Origin of the sequence: Mesorhizobium sp. 131-3-5, from assembly GCF_016756575.1 — a bacterium.
GTDB lineage: Bacteria > Pseudomonadota > Alphaproteobacteria > Rhizobiales > Rhizobiaceae > Mesorhizobium > Mesorhizobium jarvisii.
Genome location: NZ_AP023254.1, coordinates 430476 through 449658, shown reverse-complemented (window position 1 = coordinate 449658; position 19183 = coordinate 430476). Strand labels below are relative to the sequence as shown.

The window sequence follows — 19183 nt, the reverse complement described above, 5'->3', positions numbered from 1 at the left end:
TCACGCTCCTGTGAGTCGGGCAAGGGCGTCATCCATGGTCCGGGCCGGCAGCTCGATCAGCCTTGGCGCTTCGGTGAACAGAAGGGCCGCCTTGACCTCGCGCCCAGGATAAAGCGGCTGCAGCAGGGCGCGATAAAGCGCCAACTGCAAAAGATAGGCCGGCGGGACTTCGGCCAGCGAAGCGGGCGCCGGCCGGTTGGTCTTGTAGTCGACGATCGACACCGTGTTCGCGGTCACCGCCAGCCGGTCGATCTTGCCGGAAATCGAGCGTGTTTTGCCCCTCACTTGCAGGCTGCCCATGACCGCCACCTCGGCGCGCGAGGAGGGCGCGAAAAGTTGGCCGAGGCGTGGATCGTCGAGGATGGCGATGACCGATGCCATGGCCTTTTCCCTCTCCGACGGCGGCCACACGGCACCCGTTCGCGCGAGATAACGCTCGGCCGCGCCCTGGCGTTCACCCTCGGCAATGCCGGGCAGCATCTGCAGCAGCTTGTGCAAGGCGAGACCGCGCAGCACCGCAAAGCCGGGCTCGGCATCGGCGTCCAGCACCGGTGAAGCCTTGTCGACGACCGCTTCCTTGCCTTCGTCGATCAGCGCTGAGGCGCCGGATGGCGACAGCGGCCGCGGCAGGTCCTCGAAGGGCGGCAAGGGCCGGAACAGGGTCCCCGGCAGCGGACCGAAAGCATCGGCCTGCCGCGCCTGTTCATCGGCGCTCGCCGCGACGGGCGGCAGCTTGGTGACGTGGAAACGATGCACCGGCTCGCCGCCGGCGGGATGCGCGCGCTGTTCGCTTTCCGGCGCGCCGGTTAGCGCGCGGCTGACGATCGAATGCCAGGTGCCGGTGTTCGGCGCCCGCTTGCCGTGATAGCCGCAGACGATCAGCCGGTCCTCGGCGCGGGTCATGCCGACATAGAGCAGCCGGCGGTACTCGTCGTCGGCGAGTTCCCTTGCCCTGGCGGCTGCCGCCTTCGAGAAGCCGTTGGCGACGTCGCTGGCCGAGCGCCAGAGATAGCCCTTGCCGTACCAGAAAGTGCCTGAGCCGTCGAAGGGCATCAGCCGCGGCAGATGCTGGTCGCTGAACGGAGCGGAACCGCCATCGACCAGGAACACCACTGGCGCCTCCAGGCCCTTGGCGGCGTGCACGGTCATGACGCGAACCTCGTCGCGCGTCTGGTCCATCTCGCGCTTGATCTCGGGCCCGGCATTTTCCAGCGTCGACAGGAAGGCTTCCAGCCCGGGCAGGCCGGTCCGTTCCTCGGCAAGACAGAAGCTCAGGAATTCGTCGAGAATATCCCCGGCTTCCGGCCCAAGCCTCGCAATCATCCTTTTACGCACGCCATCACGCGCCAGCAGGCCGGCATAGAGTTCGAACACCGGTTTGAAGGCGGCCTCGTCAGCCCAGGCGTCGAGTTGCGCGACAATCTTCGCCAGGCGCTCGTTTTCTTCGGCATGCTGGCGCAGCGACGCGGCCAGCGACAGGCCGGGCGGCCTTTGCGCGGCGAGCGTGAACAGTGCCTCCTCCGGCAGGTCGAAGATCGGGCTGCGCAGCACGGCCGCGAGCGACAGGTCGTCCTGCGGTTGGATCAGCAGATGACCGAGCGCGATCAGGTCCTTGACCGCGATGTGGCCGGGTAGGCTCAGCCGGTCGGCGCCGGCAACCGGGATGTCGCGGCGCTTCAAGGCGCGGGTCAGCGCATGGACAAAACTGTCGCGTTTGCGCACCAGCACCAGCACGTCGCCCGGCCGCAGCCGCTTGCCGCGGCCTTCGATGATCTCGCTTTTGCCGATCCAGCCGGCAATGGTCGCCGCGACATTCTCGGCAACGCGCACCGCCGGCGCATGGGCGTGGTCGATGGCTTGCGTCCAGTCGTCGGGCTCGTCGACGACATCGGCGCCGATCGACGGCCAGACCTCGACATAGCCCGGCGCATCGGTGCGGATGGCCTTGTGGCTCAACGGATCGGGATCATGGCTGATGCCGCGCCGCACGACGGGATCGGCAAAGACGCGGTCGACGGCGGCCAGAACGTCGTCGGTCGAACGGAACGACCAGGTCAGCTTGAGGTCGGCGAAGGATGCCTCGGCATCGCGCACCCGGCCGGCGAACAACAGCCGGCTGTCGGCGAACGAGTCGGGCGCGGCTCCCTGGAAGGAATAGATCGACTGCTTCTCGTCACCGACGGCGAAGACCGTGCGGTGGACCCGGTCGCGCGCGCCGAGCCCGGCGAAAAATTCTTCCGCCAGCCGCTTCACCACCTCCCATTGATCCGGGCTGGTGTCCTGCGCCTCGTCGAGCAGAATGTGGTCGATGCCCTGGTCGAGCTTGTATTGCACCCAGGGGCCGGCATCGGGCCGCGCCAGAAGGTTGACCGTGCGGGTGATCAGATCGTTGAAGTCGAGAAAGCCGCGGCTGCGCTTCAGCACTTCGTAGCGGGCGATCAGCCAGTCGGCGATGGTCATTGCCGCTCGTGTGCCTTCCAGCATGCGGAACAGCGCCAGCCGGTCGACGGTTTCTATAATGGCGCTTGCCGCCGAGACATAGCGCTCCGCAAGGTCCGGCAGCCGGTCGGTCAGGGCTTTCTTGAAGGCCTTCGCCGGATCGTACGGATCGCCATCGGTCTTGAGAAAGGCTCTGGCGAGCGATTGCAGGCGGCGAACGGGATCGCTCTCGGCAAAAGCCTGGCGCGCATAGGGCAGGATGTTGTTCAGCACCGACCTGGCGTCGGTGGATTCGGCGGCCTGGGCGAAGCCGGTGAAATAGTCGGGCAGGAAGCCGGGCAGCGGCCAGACCGATGCCGCAATCCCTTCGGCGGTCTGGCCAGGGCGGAAATGGAATTCATCGAACAAAGGCTGGAAGCCGTCACGCCCGACCGCATCGAGGAACTGGCGCAACCCGTCGCGCTTGCGCACGATCTCGCCGAGCAAGGCATCGAGACCGGCCTCGCCGCCGCGTTCCAGCACGGTGGCGAAGGCGTCGGCCAGATCCGGGTTGCCGGCAGCCGTGCCGGTGATCATCTCGCGGCGCGCGGCAGCGAACAGCGATGCCTCCATCTGGCCGTCGAGCATCTCGAAATGGGCCGGAATGTTGGCTTCAAGCGGGAACTGGTGGAGCACCGATTCACAGAAGGCGTGGATGGTCTGGATCTTCAGTCCGCCTGGCGTCTCCAGTGCCTCGGCGAACAGGCGCCGCGCCCGGCGCATCGTGTCGCGGTCTGGGCGGCGCCCTTCCAGCGCCTCGATCTTCGCGGCCAGCTCGGTGTCACCGAGCACCGTCCAGTCCGACAGCGTGGAAAAGACCCGGTTCGACATATTGGCGGCGGCGGCGCGCGTATAGGTCAGGCACAGGATCTTCGACGGGTCGGTGCCGTTGAGCAGCAGCCGGATGACGCGCTGGGCCAGCACATGGGTCTTGCCGGAGCCGGCATTGGCCGACACCCAGGCCGAATTCTGCGGATCTGCGGCGCGGGCCTGGCTGTTGGCGGTATCGCTCGGGATGGGATAGGCCTTCTTCATGCCTCTCCTCCCTCGTCGCCGGCATCGCCGCCGGCCGACCATTCGAGCACGCGGGCGAGATGGTCGTAGTCGCCATCGGTCTCGCCCTCGCGAAACGGCAGCGCGCGCGACAGATAGCCGGTCTGCGGGTCGGCATAATGGATCAGCAGCTTTTCCAGCCGCGCCCAGGCCTCTTCCGCAAGGTCGGCGGCGGTCCGTGGCTGGCGGTTGTGCTCGAGGATGGACTCCTCGAACACCTCGCCATTCGGCTTCAACCTGATGAAGGCCAGTTGCGACGGCTCGCGCGCGCCCAGATCCTTGAACGCGCCACGCCGCAGCAGAGCGCCCTCCAGCGCCAGTTGCGGCGCCAGCAGCGTGTGCGCCTGCGCCTTGGAGGGCGAAGAACCCGTCTTGTAGTCCAGAATATCGGCCATGCCGCCGGCCAGCAGATCGACGCGGTCGGCATAGCCGGACAGCGTCACGCCGGATTGGCCGACCGGGGTCTTGCCGGCCCGCTCCTCGGCATGGCGCCGGGTCACGGCATCGGCGCGCGTGCGCTCCCATTTGACGATGTTGGCGGCGAGCTTTTCGAAGCGCGGCCACCACATCGCCTCGACATCGGCCGGAAGGGCGGCTTCGGCAAAGCAGGCGCGGCCGGCGGCAATGAGACCGGCCAGCGCGTCGGGTGCGCGCGGATCGGCAACCTCAGACGAGAACAGATGCAGGATGGCGTGGAACAGCGTGCCGCGTTCGGCGGCACCGGGATCACGGATGAGCGCATCGAGCGGCATCAGGCCGAGGATGCGTCTGGCATAGACGGCGTAGGGATCCCGGCGCAAGGTCTCGATCTCGGTGACCGAGAAATGCGTTGGGCGCACCGCCAATGGCGGCTTCGGTTGCGGCCGCGGCGCGAAATCCTGTTTTGGGCCGGTGTCGAGCGCGCGTGCCCAGGCGAGCAGCTCGTCGCCACGCCGGCGCAGGGTTGCCGCCTGGTCGTTGCCGATGAAGGTAAGCAGCCGCTGCAGCCAACGCGACGGCACGGCGGGGGCGTCGCCGGAACGCGCCGAGCGGGCCAGAACGACGCGTCTCGCGCCCATCGCCATCTGGAAATCATGCGCGGCAAGGCCGATGCGCCGCTCCGGCGGTTCGAGATCGATGCCGGTCTTCATCAGCCGCGACATGAAGCGGTCGCTCTCCGGCTTGCGCGGCCAGACACCTTCGTTGAGCCCGCCGATGACCAGCGTGTCGACGTCCTGCAGCCGCGCTTCCAGCGCACCCCAGATGGCGATGTTCCTGTCGGTGCCTTGCGCCGGCTTGACCGTCTCGGGCGCGATCAGCGCGTCCATCACATCGGGCCATTCGCTCGCCGCGAATGACAGCGAGGCCGAAGCAGCGACCAGCCCGCGCAGCAATTCGGCAAGCTTTTCACCGGCATCGCCGGCATAGAGGTCGCCCAGGCCGCCATCAGCGGAACGGCCGAGACTTTCCAAAGCCACGACGCTGGCCTGGACCAGCGCGGCAAGATCGGCATTCGCCTGGCCGCGAAAGGCCGAAAGCGGCGCCAGCGCTTCCGTCAGTCGCGCGAGCAAACTCCGCGCATCCTCGATGGAGCGCACGGTGAGACGGGAAAACCAGAAAGGCGGCCGGCTGTCATCGCCGAGGCCGGTAAGACGGTTTTCGAACAATTTCGGCAGCGAAACGATGTCGGGGCGGCCGGTACCGCCGCGCAGCGCCACCAGTTCGAGCAGTTCTGCCGCATGGCGCACGGCAGCACGCTCGAGGCCGAGGCCAAGCAGTGGGTGCTTTAGCAGGGACAAGAGGCCGACGGGATCGCCCGGCCGGAACACCGCTTCCAGCGCCAGGCGGAGCAGGCTGGCCGCCGGGCTGTTGGCGAGCGGCGTGCCGCCGGAATCGTCGGCGACGACACCGAAGCGCTTGAGTTCGACCGAGACGCGTCGCGCCAGCGCGCGGTCACCGGTGACGAGCGCGGCCCTTTGGCCGGGGGCTTCCACGGCCTGCTTCAGCGCAACGGCGATGGCGACGGCTTCGTCACGCTCGCTGGCGGCTTCCAGCAGCGTCACCTCGGCAAAGGCGCCGGCAATATCGGATGCCGAAAACCCGCTGCGTGTTTCGGCCCACAATTCGGTGGTCTCGGCCGGCCGCAGCGCTTCGCCGACAAGCGCGGCGCGAAGCGCAAGGTGCGGTTCGGCCGTGCCGAGTTCTTCGACGTCGGAGCGCAGCACGCCGATCTTGCCGATCAGCCTGGCCAGGCCATATTGCGGGTGGCCAAGTACGGCTGGGCGCGCGCCGGGGGCGACAAGCGCCTGGAAGGACGCTTCGTCCAGCGTCCGGTCGAGACCGGGCAGCACGATGGCGCCGCCGGGCAGGCGGGAGATCGCGGCAAGCAGTTCGGCCGTGGCGGGTATCGAGCCGGTCGAGCCGGCGGCGATGACCGGTCCGGCCGGCGGATTGCGCCGCAGCCGGGCCGCCTCGGAGCGGATCAGCGCGCTGCGATGCGCGGCCGGATTGGAGCGGTCGCTCTCGCTCAGGAATTTCGGCCAGGCGTCAGTGACGATGCCGAGGAATTCGAGCGTCACCTGCCACCAGCCGGCAAGGTTGCCGGTCACCAGATCGGCGAGCTTGGTCCAGTCGGTGCCTTCCGTCTCGATCTCGTCCATCAGCCCCGCAAGATCGCGCGCCAGCCAGATCGCGTCGGCGGTGGACGCGGGGATGACGATTTCCTCGGCGAAAAGCTTCGCCACATGTTCCGGCAGCCGGCGCTTCCAGGCCCGCACCAGCGGCGTCAGCAGCAACAGGCGTTCGGTCGCCGAGATCGGCGGCGCGAGATCGATCGCCGCCGAAGGCTCGGCCTCGAACAGGGCTTCGTCCTCGTCGAATTCGCCGAGCGGGCGGATGACCGGCAGGATCGCCGAACCGCCGCCGCCGCGTGCCCTCAAACTGTCGACGAACACACCGCGCAAGGCGCGCGCGGCACGACGCGTCGGCACATAGATGGTGACATCGGCGAGCGCGAGCGGATCGCCGTCGAAACGAAATCCCGGAACCAGGCGGCCGGCAAGCAGCGCCTCGGCCAGCGTCGGCAGGAACGGCGCTCCGGGGGGGATCGAGAAAACGCGGCTCGAGCCGCTCATTGCGACTCGGTTAGCGCGCCGGCGACGGCTTCTTCCGCCAGCGGAATGGCATCGGGCGTGCCGACGGTGATCCAGTGGCCGTGCATCGGCATGCCGAACAGCCGGCCGGCGGAGATGGCGGTATCGAAATAGGCGTTGAGCGAATGCGGTTCGGCCGATGCATCCTTGAACAGGCGCGGATGGACGATCGCCGCGCCGGCATAGATCAAGCCCGCCGGATCGCCTTTTGAACGCCGCAGGGCACCGTCCGGCGCCACCAGGAAATCGGTGCTGCCACAATGTCCTGTCGCCTGATGGAGATCCGCCAGCATCAGCAGAATATCCATTTTCGCGGCGTCCCACGCAAGGGCAAGCCGCCCGAGATTGAGCGGACCGTGGTCGATCCAGAACGTGTCGGCATTGAGGATATAGAAGGGTTGTTGGCCGAGTTCCGGCAGCGCCTTGACGATGCCCCCGGCCGAATCGAGCAGCCGGTCGCTCTCATCGGAAATGATGATCCGCGGAGCGCTGCGCGCCGCGACATGGGCGACGATCTGCTCGGGAAGATAGTGGACGTTGACCACCGCCTTGGCGACGCCGGCGGCGGCGAGGCTGTCGAGCCCCCAGTCGAGCAAGGTCTTGCCGGCGATCCTGACCAGCGGCTTGGGGATCGTATCGGTGATCGGCCGCATGCGCTTGCCGAGCCCGGCGGCAAGGACGATGGCAGTGTCCGGTCTTGTCACAGTGTTCGTTCCTCGAGCAGCCCGTGCGTATTGTAGAATTCCCGCAGGCTGGCAAGCGCCGGATGGGACAGCGCCCGGCGCAGATAGTCGCGGATGCGCGGCAGGTGCTTCAGATAATAAGGTTTGCCGTCGCGCTTTTCGAGACGCACGAAAATGCCGAGGATCTTGGAATTGCGCTGCGCGGCCATGATTGCATAGGCTTCCAGAAAACTTGCTTCGTCGAAGGCGCCTGCCGCATGGCGCGCTGCGACATAGGCATCGAGCGTCTTCTTCTCGATTTCGGGCGATAGGGTGACACGGGCATCCATGGCCAGCGAGGCGACGTCATAGGCTGAAGGCCCGATCAGCGCATCCTGGAAGTCGACGATGCCCAGCCGGTCATGGCCGGCGCGGTCGTCGCGCCAGATGATGTTGGGCGAATGAAAGTCGCGCAGCATCAGCGTGTATTCGCTGCCCTGCAGCCGGTCGAAAAGCGCGTTCCATTCGCTGGCGTAGCCCGAGCGCAGATCGTCGCTTGGCGGGCCGCCCGATATCGCCGGCACATACCAGTCGACCAGGAGATCGGCTTCGATCATCATCGCGTCGCGGTCGAAAGGCGGCACCTCATGAAAGCTGCCCGGTCCGGCCTGCAGGCGCCGCGGCCAGGTCCTGCCATGCATCATGGCCAGCAGTTCGGCCGCCGCCGCATAGCGTTCCGCTATGGGCTCGCCGTCCTTGCCCAGAAACCCTTCGGAACCGAGATGTTCGAGCAGCAAGAAACCCTGGTCCTGGTCCTCGGCATGGATTTGCGGAACGCTGACGCCGCCGGCCTTCAAGGCGCGGTCGATGGCGACGAAAGCGGAGACCGACTGGGCGGTGTGGGCGATCACCGCATAGGGTTTGCCGTCGCGCACGGCGGGGCCGAGCACCAGCCGCGGCGAGTTCATCAGCACGCGCGGCTCCTGGCCGGCGAGCGTCACGATCTCGTAGGAACGGGCCGAGGCGTCGCCGATGAAATGGCGCCGCCGCGCGTCGCCCCAGCCGGCCCTCTCCAGAAAATCGCGCATGGCCAGCGATCGCGCCGCGCGGTCGAAGGCGGCGCCTTGCCCCGACAGCCGCGCCAGCCGGCCCTCGCCATGCTGGACGAGTTCGATCGAGAGCGTCGTCTTCGGCAGATAGCCTTCCGCCCGCTCGGGCCATTCGACCAGGGCAGCCCCTTGCGTCAGCGCTTCGTCGAAGCCGAGTTCGTCGAGCTCGGCTGCCGAGGCCAGGCGATAGAGGTCGAAATGGTGCACCGGAATGCGCGTGTCGTAGCTCTGCACCAAGGTGAAGGTCGGGCTCGGCACATCCAGGCTGGCATCATCGGCCAGCGCCCGGATCAGCGCCCGCGCCAGTGTCGATTTGCCGGCGCCGAGATCGCCTTTGAGCGCCAGCACGTCGCCGGCGCGCAGGGACAGCGCCAGATCTTCGCCCAGCCGCGCTGTCTGTGTCTCATCGGCGAGCAAACGCTCCAGCACAGGTCCCGTCATCGAGCGCGCTACTCGGCCGCGGCGCGGATGCCCGGCATGTCGGGGAAGGTGCAGATGACGGTGGTGCCCTTGTCCTTGCCGGTTTCGATGCGAACATTGCCGCCATGCAGTTCGACAAAGCTCTTGACGATCGACAGGCCGAGGCCGGCGCCTCGCCGGCGGCCGCCATTGGTGCGCGGTTCGAAGCGGCGGAACACCGAGTCCAAAACGTCAGGCGGCATGCCGGGCCCATCGTCGTGAACGGAAAATTCCACCCCATCCGCCAGATGTCGACAGGCGAGCCGGATGGTGCTGGCTTCCGGCGCGTAATTGGCGGCGTTGCTCAGCAGATTGTAGAGGATCTGGCGGATGCGGGTCTCGTCGCCGTGGAACGTCTTCGGCGCGGCAGCGGCATCGACTTCGAGCCGGATCGAATGCTCCTGCAGCCGGTCGGCAACCAGTTCCGCGGCCGCCGCGATGGTGCGGTCGACATGCACCTCGGAAATGTCGAGCTGCATGATGCCGGCATCGACGGTCGCAAGGTCGAGTATGTCGTTGACGATGGTCAGCAGCACCGAGGAGGACGAACTGACGTGCTCGACATATTCGCGCTGCTTTTGATTCAGCGGTCCGGTGGTGGGCAGTGAAAGCAGTTCGGTGAAGCCGATGATGTTGGTCAGCGGCGAACGCAGTTCGTAGGACACGTGCTGGACGAAGTCGTTCTTGAGCTGATCGGACTTCTCCAATGCCTCGTTCTTGTCCTTCAGCGCACGTTCGACATGCACGCTGTCGGTGACGTCGACGAAGGTCATCATCACTTGCCCATTGGGTAGCGGGATCACGGCGTAACGCAGCACGGTGCCGTTGTTGAGCTCGCTCTGGCCGTGCCGGTCGCGGCGTTCGTCGTCGAAACCGGTGATGGCGGCGACGAAACCGGGCCAGGGGCTGTCGACCGCCTGGCGGTCGCAAAGGTCGCGTATCGTGGAGACGTGAACATTGGGCTTGGCGGCTTCGCCGCTCAATCCCCAGAGCGTCGCAAAGGCCGGGTTCGACAGGCGCAGCCGGCCATCGGGTCCGAACACCGCCACGCCTTCGGCGAGATTGTCGAGCGTTTCGCCCTGGACGCGCACCGCGGTGCGGTAGCGGCTTTCCAGGTCCATCTTCTCGGTCAGGTTCTCGAATACCCAGGTGACGCCGCCCTTGGGCTGCGGATTGGCGACGACGCGGATGGTCTTGCCGTCGGGCAGATGCCACCAATGTTCCTGCGATTCCACTGCGCGATAGGCGCCGAGCAGGCCTTCCTTCCAGCGGCGCCATTCGGGCTGCTCGGCGATCTTGCCTTCGCTGCGTAACCGGTCGAGCAAAAGCGCATTGTCGGGCGCGCTGTGCAGGAAGCCGCTGTCCAGGCCCCAAAGTTTCTGGAAGGCCTGGTTGAAGAAGCGTAGCTTCTCGTCTGTGTCGAAGATGGCGACGGCGGTGTTGAGCTGGTCGAGCGTGTCGGCGTGGCTGCGCACCGTCCGCTCATATTCGCCGCGAATGGTCTCGATGGCGCTGGTGTCGGCGGCAAGGCCGGCCGAACCGTCGGCGCCGGCGAAGTCGGTCACCGCGAAGACGCGGCGGTCGCCTTCGATCACGGTGGAGAGCGACTGCTCGAAGACCGGATGCGTCTTGTGCTGGGCGTCGATTGCCTCGCGTGCCTGGCCGCCGAGGAATTCCTTGGCGTCACGGACGGCGGCTTCCGCGCTTTCGGCTTCGACCGCGTCGGCATAGGCCCGGTTGACCCATTTCAGGCGTCCGTGCTCGTCGCGCAACCACGCCGGCATCTTCAGCGCTTCGAGCAGGCCGATCATCGTGTCATGGTCGGCGGCCAGCCGCTGGTTGTCGATCTTCAGCCGGGCTTGGCTGCGCTGTGTCTCGGAAAGCGAGACAAACCGCACGAGGATATGCGCGGCGCTCTTGCGGCCATGCACTTCAAGCGGGGCGCCGGCTTGCGATTCGATGACGAGGTCGAAGGGCCTGGCCTTTTCGCGCAAGCCCGCGATGGCGTGCTCGAGCGCCGCCGCCGAGCGCGGCATCAGCCAGCGGCCAAAAGCGAGGAAAGCCGCCCGCTCCTCTGGCGCGCCGCTTTCGACAGGCAACGTGCCGATGAGTTCGGGCTTCTTGTTCTCCGAGGCCCAGACCACCACGCGCTGGTCGCGCAGATTGAGCAGCGCTTCCGAACGGCGCAGTGCCGCATTGATGTCGGCGACGCGGCTTCTCAGTTCGACATTCTCCGCCGAAGTGCGGGCCCGTTCCCGGATGAGAACGATGGCCGACAGGAATGCCGCGCCCGTCACGCCGACGAACACGGCAAGCTGCATGACTTCGACCGTGTTGATCGACAGGCCGGCGGTGGCCGCGGCGGCGTTCTCGGCATGCGCCACGGCACTGGCCAAGGGTCCGGCCAGCGCGGAACTGGTCAGGAACAGACCGATGCGGGCACGCCATGAAAGGCGCCCGCCCTGAATGGTCGAGCCTATGGTCCCCGAATCGTCGTGGCCGCCGGAAACGGCCGATCCCGCTCCGTGCGGGTTTTGCCCCGGCATGTCTTGGTCCTCTCCGCCGCCTGAATGCAAGACCGCCCTGATACGCGCCTCTCTGATCCCCTCTCGGGCCGGAAGCGTCGCGAATCACCTGACAATAAACCCTCGCCGAATCGCCGTGAAGGCTGATCGCGCGCAAAAATAAGGCCGGGCGAAAAGTCAATCGCCCGGCCTCAATATATGGTAGTAAATTTAGCTTTGGTTAATAGCGGTAGTGTTCCGGCTTGAACGGACCCTGCGGCGTGACGCCGATATAAGCGGCCTGTTCACCCGACAGTTCGGTCAGGCGCGCGCCGAGCTTGTCGAGGTGCAGGCGTGCGACCTTCTCGTCGAGATGCTTGGGCAGGACATAGACCTGGTTCTGGTACTGCTCGCCCTTGGTGAACAGCTCGATCTGGGCCAGCACCTGGTTGGTGAAGGACGCCGACATGACGAAGCTCGGATGGCCGGTGGCGTTGCCGAGATTGAGCAGGCGGCCTTCCGACAAGAGGATCATCCGCTTGCCGTCCGGGAAGGTGATCATGTCGACCTGCGGCTTGACGTTGGTCCATTTCAGATTGCGCAGCGAGGCGACCTGGATCTCGTTGTCGAAGTGACCGATATTGCCGACGATCACCATGTCCTTCATCGACCGCATATGGTCGAGGGTGACGACATCCTTGTTGCCGGTGGTGGTGATGACGATGTCGGCGGTCGGCGCCGCGTCTTCCAGCGTCACCACTTCAAAGCCGTCCATCGCCGCCTGCAGGGCGCAGATCGGATCGACCTCGGTGACCTTGACGCGGGCGCCGGCGCCCTTGAGCGAAGCCGACGAGCCCTTGCCGACGTCGCCATAGCCGCAGACGACCGCGACCTTGCCGGCCATCATCGTGTCGGTGCCGCGGCGGATGCCGTCGACCAGCGATTCCTTGCAGCCATACTTGTTGTCGAACTTCGACTTGGTGACGGAATCGTTGACGTTGATGGCGGGGAAGGGCAGCAGGCCCTTCTTCTGCAGCTGGTAGAGCCGGTTGACGCCGGTGGTCGTCTCTTCAGTGACGCCGCGGATCGCAGCCTTCTGCTTGGTGAAGAAGCCGGGCGAAGCCTTCAGGCGCTTCTTGACCTGGGCGTAGAAATATTCCTCTTCCTCGCTCTGCGGGTTGGACAGCACGTCCTCGCCGGCTTCGGCGCGGGCGCCGATCAGGATGTACATGGTGGCGTCGCCGCCATCGTCGAGGATCATGTTGGAGAGGCCGCCGTCGGTCCACTGGAAGATCCGGTCGGTGTAGTCCCAATACTGTTCGAGGCTCTCGCCCTTGACGGCGAAGACCGGGATGCCGGCCTCGGCGATGGCCGCGGCGGCATGGTCCTGGGTCGAGAAGATGTTGCAGGAGGCCCAGCGGATGTCGGCGCCGAGCACCTTCAGCGTCTCGATCAGCACCGCGGTCTGGATGGTCATGTGCAGCGAGCCGGTGATGCGCGCGCCCTTCAGCGGCTTCCTGGCGCCGAATTCCTCGCGGCAGGCCATCAGGCCCGGCATTTCGGTTTCGGCGATATCGAGTTCCTTGCGGCCCCAGCCGGCAAGCGAGATGTCGGCGACCACATAATCCTTGCTACCCGTCATGGCAGTACTCCGATGCGAATTGTTATGCTGCGAATTGGTTGCGGATGCGCCCGCGCCGGTTGGCGCGTCGAAGGGCGCGAATTGCCGGCCTGACTAGCAGATCAGGCTCAAGACGACAATGGGATATAAAGAAATCTTTATCCCTGCATGTCTCGCGAGCATGCCTAGAACGGGATCAGCATTCCTCGCCGAAGCGGGAGGCGACAAGCTGCTCGAGCGCGTCCATGACCTCGAGCGCCTCTGGCCCGCTGGCGGTGACACGGATCGAGTAGCCCGGGCTGGCGGCCAGCATCATCAGGCCCATGATCGACGTGCCGCCGACCTTGACGCCGTCCTTCTCGACATGGACCGCGGCGTCGAAGCCGCTGGCGAGTTGGACGAATTTCGCCGAGGCGCGTGCATGCAGGCCGCGCTGGTTGACGATCGGGAACTCCCGGACGATGTGGTCTTTCTCCGGGGATAGCGCGTTCATTTGCTGCTCAGAAGCTGGCTGGCGACATTGATGTATTTGCGCCCGGCGGCCTGCGCCTCGTCGAGCGCGGCGGCCATATTGTCGCCCTTGCGGATCGAGGATAGCTTGATCAGCATCGGCAGATTCATGCCGGCGATCACCTCGGTGCGGCCGGACTCCATCACCGAAATGGCGAGATTCGACGGCGTGCCGCCGAACATGTCGGTCAGCACGATGACGCCCGCCCCGGTATCGACACGGGCGACGGCGTCGACGATGTCGCGACGACGCTGTTCCATATCGTCGTCGGCACCGATCGCCACGGTTTCGAAATTGTCTTGTGGCCCGACGACATGTTCGACGGCATGTCGGAACTCGGTGGCCAGTTGACCGTGCGTTACAAGCACGAGTCCGATCATTCTTTGGTGGCTCCCGTCATCGCCGCTTCACAGGCGCATTTTATGCTCGCCAGCCATTCCAGGCGGCGGGAGCGCTATCTTGTCGACGCGCGGCCCGTTGACAAGCCCAAAATTGCGCCGGCCCATGCCATTTTGACGCATTGCAGCAAAAAATCGGGAGCGGATCATAGAAAAGGCGCGATCGACAGCCGCGCCATCACGGCCGGCAGGGCCGTGGCGGCATTACGCTCGGCAAGGTCGATACGCGGCACCGGGCAGCCTGCGACCGGCCCGCTGATTTCCTCCTGGAAACGGGCCATCTCTGCCTTTGGCACCAGCCTCACATGCAGGTCGATCACCCCGCCCGGCTCGAACGGCAGCCGGCGCGGCATGAATCCAGGCACTTCGGCGAGACCGGCGATAGGCGCCGGCACGCGACAGACCAGCCGCCCGGCGCGGGCCGCGGCGAGCAGCCTGTCGTCGCCGATCAGCCGCGAGAACAGCCCGCGCGCGCGGCAATGGTCCAGGAGTGTCAGCGCCAGCGTCGTCTTGCCGGCGCCGGACGCCCCGGTGATAAGGACGCCGCGCTCGCCGATCAGGATCGCGGTTCCGTGAATGTTTTCTGGCTGCGCAACTGGATCAGGCACGATGCTGCCCGATCATGCCTTTTGCGTGAAGCATGATCTCTGGACGAACGGAACCGTTCGTCCGAGAAAACCGGTTCCCACTTTTCGGGATCATGCTTCGGCCGGCAACGTCACGACGAAGCGCGCGCCCTTGATCTCGCCGGGCTTGGTGCCGGGGATGTTCTCGGCGGTCAGCGTGCCGCCATGGGCTTCGACGATCTGCCTCGAAATCGACAGGCCAAGGCCCGAATTCTGGCCGAACGCTTCGCCGGCCGGCCGGTCGGTGTAGAAGCGTTCGAAGATGCGGTCGATATTGTCGGCGCGGATGCCGGGACCGTTGTCGTCGACGGTCAGGATGTTGAACTTGCCGGCGCGCGCCAGTGACAGGCTGATGTGGCCATGGTCCTCGGGAACGAAGGAGCGTGCATTCTCGATCAGGTTGGTGACGACCTGGCCGATGCGCAGATCGTGGCCGGCGACGAAATAGCCTTTGACGCCCTGTGGCAGCTTGGCGACCTTGAGCTCGATCTCGACCGCCTTCTTGTTGCGCGTGGTCTCGCGCGACACGGCGACGAGGTCGGTGATGAATTTCTTCAGGTCCACCGTCCCGGCATCCTCACGCGCCAGCTCGGCGTCGAGACGGGAAGCGTCGGAAATATCGGTGATCAGCCGGTCCAGCCGGCGCACGTCATGCTGGATGATGTCCATTAGCCGGCTGCGCGAATTGTCGTTCTTGGCCAGCGGCAGGGTTTCCACGGCGCTGCGCAGCGAGGTCAGCGGGTTCTTCAATTCGTGCGACACGTCCGCGGCGAAGCTTTCGATCGCCTCGATGCGCGCATAGAGCGCGTTGGTCATGTCGCGCACCGCGACCGACAGGTTGCCGATCTCGTCCTGCCGGTCGGAAAAGTCGGGGATTTCCTCGCGGCTCTTGACGCCGCGCCGGACCCTGACCGCCGCCGCCGACAGCCGGCGCAGCGGATTGGCGATGGTCGAGGCCAGAAGCATCGACAGGATGGCGGTGACCAGTGCCGCGATGCCGAAGACGCGCAGGATCGCCTTGCGCTCGGCGGCGACGATCTTGTCGATGTCGCCGCCTTCGGTCGACAGCATCAGCACGCCGAGAACGGCACGGAAACGCTGGATCGGCACCGCCACCGACACGATCTGCTCGCCCTGCTCGGAGACGCGCACGATGGTCGAGGGGCTGCCGGTCAGCGCCTTGACCACTTCCGGGAAGGCGGCGCCATTGCCGCCGGGCTGCTCGCGATAGACCGGCAGGTCGGTGTTGCGGAAGAAGTCGAAGATGAACTTCTGGACGCGCTCGACAAGGTCGGGCTGTTCCTCCTCGACCGGCGGCAGATCGTAGCGCAGGATCTGGCCGCGCGAATAGAGATGGCGCGAATCGAGCAGTAGATTGGCGTCGCGGTCATAGATGCGGGCCCGTGTGCGGGTCGGCGAAATCAGCCGCCGCAGCACCGGCGCGACACGCTCGGGATTGATTGGGAAATCGAGATTGTCGAGCTGGTCGGAGCCCGGCCCCAGGCTTTCGCCGGCCTGCAGCTCAAGCAGCTTCTCCGGGTCGATGCTGATCGAATCGGTCTCGACCGTCGCCGATGCCGCGATCGCGCCGGCGATGATCTCGCCCTGCGTCATCAGGCTTTCGACGCGGGCATCGATCAGCCCGTCGCGGAAGGTGTTGAGGTAGAGGATGCCGGTGACCAGGACAGCCAGGCCGGCAAGGTTGAGGAACAGGATGCGCCGCGTCAGGCTGGAAAAGATGTGGTGGCCGAGGAAGCGGCGCATCGGCACCGTGATCTTCGAGACGAAGGACGGCATGATGCGCGACGGCCGCCTGGCGGCGCCCGTCGGTCTTGTTCGCTGTGCTTCCACTGCCATCGAATAGCAGGCCCTGTTTAGTGAGTAGGCAGTAGGCAGTAGGGAATAGAGAAATGGCTGAGATTCCCTACTGCCTAACCCCTACTGCCTATTCCCTATTCACGCTTCTCGGAACCGATATCCCACGCCGTAAAGGGTTTCGATCATCTCGAAGTCGTCGTCGACAGCCTTGAACTTCTTGCGCAGCCGCTTGATGTGGCTGTCGATCGTGCGGTCATCGACATAGACCTGCTCATCATAGGCCGAATCCATCAGCGCATCACGGCTTTTTACCACACCGGGACGCTGCGCCAGCGAATGCAGGATCAGGAATTCGGTGACGGTGAGCGTCACCGGTTCGCCCTTCCAGGTGCAGGTGTGGCGCTCCTGGTCCATGACGAGCTGGCCGCGCTCGAGCGAGCGGGCCTGCTGGCTGGGCGCCTTTGCCGCAGCTTCGCGGGCGCTGGCACGGCGCAGCACTGCGCGCACCCGCTCGACCAGCAGGCGCTGCGAGAACGGTTTGCGGATGAAATCGTCGGCGCCCATCTTGAGGCCGAACAATTCATCGATCTCGTCGTCCTTGGAAGTCAGGAAGATCACCGGCAGGTCGGACTTCTGGCGCATCCGGCGCAAGAGCTCCATGCCGTCCATGCGCGGCATCTTGATGTCGAGGATGGCAAGATTCGGCGGACGCGCCGCCAGGCCTTCCAGCGCGGACGCACCATCCGTGTAGGTCTCGACGCGATATCCCTCGGATTCGAGGGCGATCGACACCGACGTCAGAATGTTGCGGTCGTCATCGACAAGCGCGATTGTTGCCATTTCAAGCGGCTCCCTCATGAGCTGTCCCTTCTTTCGTAGAGAAGGGGCTTTTGCAGGACAAATTAGGTACAAAATGTGGCATAGGCCTTGTCCGCTGTCACGCGCGGGGTGCCGCAGGCCACAATCCTACCTCGACATGGATTGGACGAACGTACATCGCCAATCCTTTGGGCAACCGTGAAACTTTTCGCATATATAAACGATTTAAACAACTTTCAAAATTTTTAAATCGATTAATGATTTGATATCATTTGGCTTTTCTGGTTTTGACCATCTCAGCCTGCACAACGGGCGTGCCGGAAATGTGCCGGCAAAGATGCGGCAAATCGTAGAAGGGACACCAATGTCGGAAGTCGGCAAACGCAATCCTGCTTGCCCGATCGATCGTATCGGCCTGAAAACCACCGGTATGGTGCGCTATAATTTTGGCGCGGCCGCCCTTTATGAGGAGGCGATCCGGCGCGTCGAGGCCCGGCTGACCGCGCATGGCGCGCTGGTCGCCGAGACCGGCCAGCACACGGGCCGTTCGCCCAAGGACAAGTTCGTCGTCCGCGACGCCGCCACCGAGGCGCATGTCTGGTGGGACAACAACAAGGCGATCTCGCCAGCCCAGTTCGAAACGCTGTTCGCCGATTTCCTTGCCCACGCCGCGGACAAGGATCTCTATGTTCAGGACCTCGTCGGCGGCGCCGATGCCGAGCTGAAACTGCCGACGCGCGTAGTCACCGAGTTTGCCTGGCACTCGCTGTTCATCCGCAATCTTCTCATCCGTCCGGACAAGGCCGAGCTCGAACAATTCGTGCCCGAGATGACGATCATCGACCTGCCGTCCTTCCGCGCCGACCCCGCCCGCCACGGCAGCCGCACGGAAACGATGATCGCCGTCGACCTCACCCGCAAGATCGTGCTGATCGGTGGCACCTCCTATGCCGGCGAGATGAAGAAGTCGGTGTTCACCATGCTCAACTATCTGCTGCCGCAGAAGGGCGTGATGCCGATGCACTGCTCGGCCAATGAGGGGCCGGCGGGTGACGCGGCCGTCTTCTTCGGGCTTTCCGGCACCGGCAAGACGACACTGTCGGCCGATCCGTCGCGCACGCTGATCGGCGACGACGAGCATGGCTGGGGTCCGCACGGTATCTTCAATTTCGAAGGTGGCTGCTACGCCAAGACGATCAAGCTGTCGGCCGAAGCCGAGCCGGAGATCTTCGCCACCACGCAGCGCTTCGGCACGGTGCTGGAAAATGTCGTGCTCGACGCCGACGGCGTGCCGGACTTCAACGATGGTCGCCTTACCGAAAACACCCGCTGCGCCTACCCGCTCGACTTCATCCCCAATGCCTCGAAGACCGGGCGCGCCAGTCATCCCAAGAACATCATCATGCTGACCGCCGACGCTTTCGGCGTGATGCCGCCGATCGCGCGGCTGACCCCGGCGCAGGCGATGTACCATTTCCTCTCCGGCTATACGGCCAAGGTGGCCGGAACCGAAAAGGGCGTCACCGAACCCGAAGCGACGTTTTCGACCTGCTTCGGCGCCCCGTTCATGCCGCGCCACCCCTCGGAATACGGCAATCTGCTGCGCGAGCTCATTGCCAGCCACGGCGCCGATTGCTGGCTGGTCAACACCGGCTGGACCGGTGGCGCCTACGGCACCGGCAAGCGCATGCCGATCAAGGCGACGCGCGCTCTGCTGACCGCCGCGCTCGACGGCTCGCTGAAGACAGCCGAATTCCGCACTGACGCCAATTTCGGCTTCGAGGTGCCGGTAGCGGTGCCTGGCGTCGACGGCGCCATTCTCGATCCGCGCTCGACCTGGGTCGACAAGCCTGCCTATGACCGCCAGGCGGCAAGACTGGTCGGCATGTTCGCCGTCAACTTCGAGAAATTCGAGCCGCATGTCGATGCAACCGTGATGGGGGCGGCGCCTCGCATGGAGGAAGCGGCGGAGTAAGAGCCCGGATCGCTTGGCA

At 65.3% G+C, this 19183-nt stretch carries 12 protein-coding genes; 1 reads left to right on the top strand and 11 read right to left on the bottom strand.

Annotated elements, in window-relative coordinates; translation table 11 throughout:
- From addA to JG747_RS01965, 11 genes are all read right to left on the bottom strand, one after another.
- Positions 1-3513 (bottom strand): double-strand break repair helicase AddA, encoded by a 3513-nt coding sequence (gene addA / locus JG747_RS02015; protein ID WP_202361055.1) that lies wholly within the window; start codon positions 3511-3513, stop codon positions 1-3.
- The gene (gene addB / locus JG747_RS02010) at positions 3510-6644 is read right to left on the bottom strand and encodes a double-strand break repair protein AddB (RefSeq protein ID WP_202361054.1); all 3135 of its coding nucleotides are present in this window, start codon (positions 6642-6644) and stop codon (positions 3510-3512) included. Before addB ends, addA begins: the two co-directional genes overlap by 4 nt.
- Complete coding sequence (locus tag JG747_RS02005) at positions 6641-7315, bottom strand: nucleotidyltransferase family protein (protein WP_244748415.1); 675 nt, start codon at positions 7313-7315, stop codon at positions 6641-6643. The genes addB and JG747_RS02005 overlap by 4 nt, the downstream gene beginning before the upstream one ends.
- Positions 7316-7362: 47 nt before the next feature.
- Positions 7363-8874 (bottom strand): tRNA (adenosine(37)-N6)-threonylcarbamoyltransferase complex ATPase subunit type 1 TsaE, encoded by a 1512-nt coding sequence (gene tsaE, locus JG747_RS02000; RefSeq protein WP_202361053.1) that lies wholly within the window; start codon positions 8872-8874, stop codon positions 7363-7365.
- An 8-nt stretch (positions 8875-8882) separates the two neighbouring features.
- Positions 8883-11438 (bottom strand): sensor histidine kinase, encoded by a 2556-nt coding sequence (locus JG747_RS01995; protein ID WP_019862681.1) that lies wholly within the window; start codon positions 11436-11438, stop codon positions 8883-8885.
- Positions 11439-11637: 199 nt separating this feature from the next.
- The gene (gene ahcY / locus JG747_RS01990) at positions 11638-13038 is read right to left on the bottom strand and encodes an adenosylhomocysteinase (protein WP_202361052.1); all 1401 of its coding nucleotides are present in this window, start codon (positions 13036-13038) and stop codon (positions 11638-11640) included.
- Between the two features lie 175 nt (positions 13039-13213).
- Complete coding sequence (locus JG747_RS01985; protein ID WP_010912938.1) at positions 13214-13510, bottom strand: HPr family phosphocarrier protein; 297 nt, start codon at positions 13508-13510, stop codon at positions 13214-13216.
- Positions 13507-13908: a PTS sugar transporter subunit IIA gene (locus tag JG747_RS01980; RefSeq protein WP_010912939.1), complete on the bottom strand. Its 402-nt coding sequence runs from the start codon at positions 13906-13908 to the stop codon at positions 13507-13509. Before JG747_RS01980 ends, JG747_RS01985 begins: the two co-directional genes overlap by 4 nt.
- 164 nt (positions 13909-14072) lie before the next feature.
- The gene (locus JG747_RS01975) at positions 14073-14534 is read right to left on the bottom strand and encodes an HPr kinase/phosphorylase (protein ID WP_202361051.1); all 462 of its coding nucleotides are present in this window, start codon (positions 14532-14534) and stop codon (positions 14073-14075) included.
- A gap of 90 nt (positions 14535-14624) precedes the next feature.
- Positions 14625-16409, bottom strand: coding sequence for a sensor histidine kinase (locus JG747_RS01970; RefSeq protein ID WP_019862686.1), 1785 nt, complete (start codon positions 16407-16409; stop codon positions 14625-14627).
- 99 nt (positions 16410-16508) lie between these two features.
- Positions 16509-17210 (bottom strand): response regulator transcription factor, encoded by a 702-nt coding sequence (locus JG747_RS01965; RefSeq protein WP_010912942.1) that lies wholly within the window; start codon positions 17208-17210, stop codon positions 16509-16511.
- Between the two features lie 343 nt (positions 17211-17553).
- On the opposite strand from JG747_RS01965, the gene JG747_RS01960 reads away from it, so the two are divergent.
- Positions 17554-19164: a phosphoenolpyruvate carboxykinase gene (locus JG747_RS01960; RefSeq protein WP_202361050.1), complete on the top strand. Its 1611-nt coding sequence runs from the start codon at positions 17554-17556 to the stop codon at positions 19162-19164.
- The last annotated feature ends 19 nt before the right edge of the window (positions 19165-19183 follow it).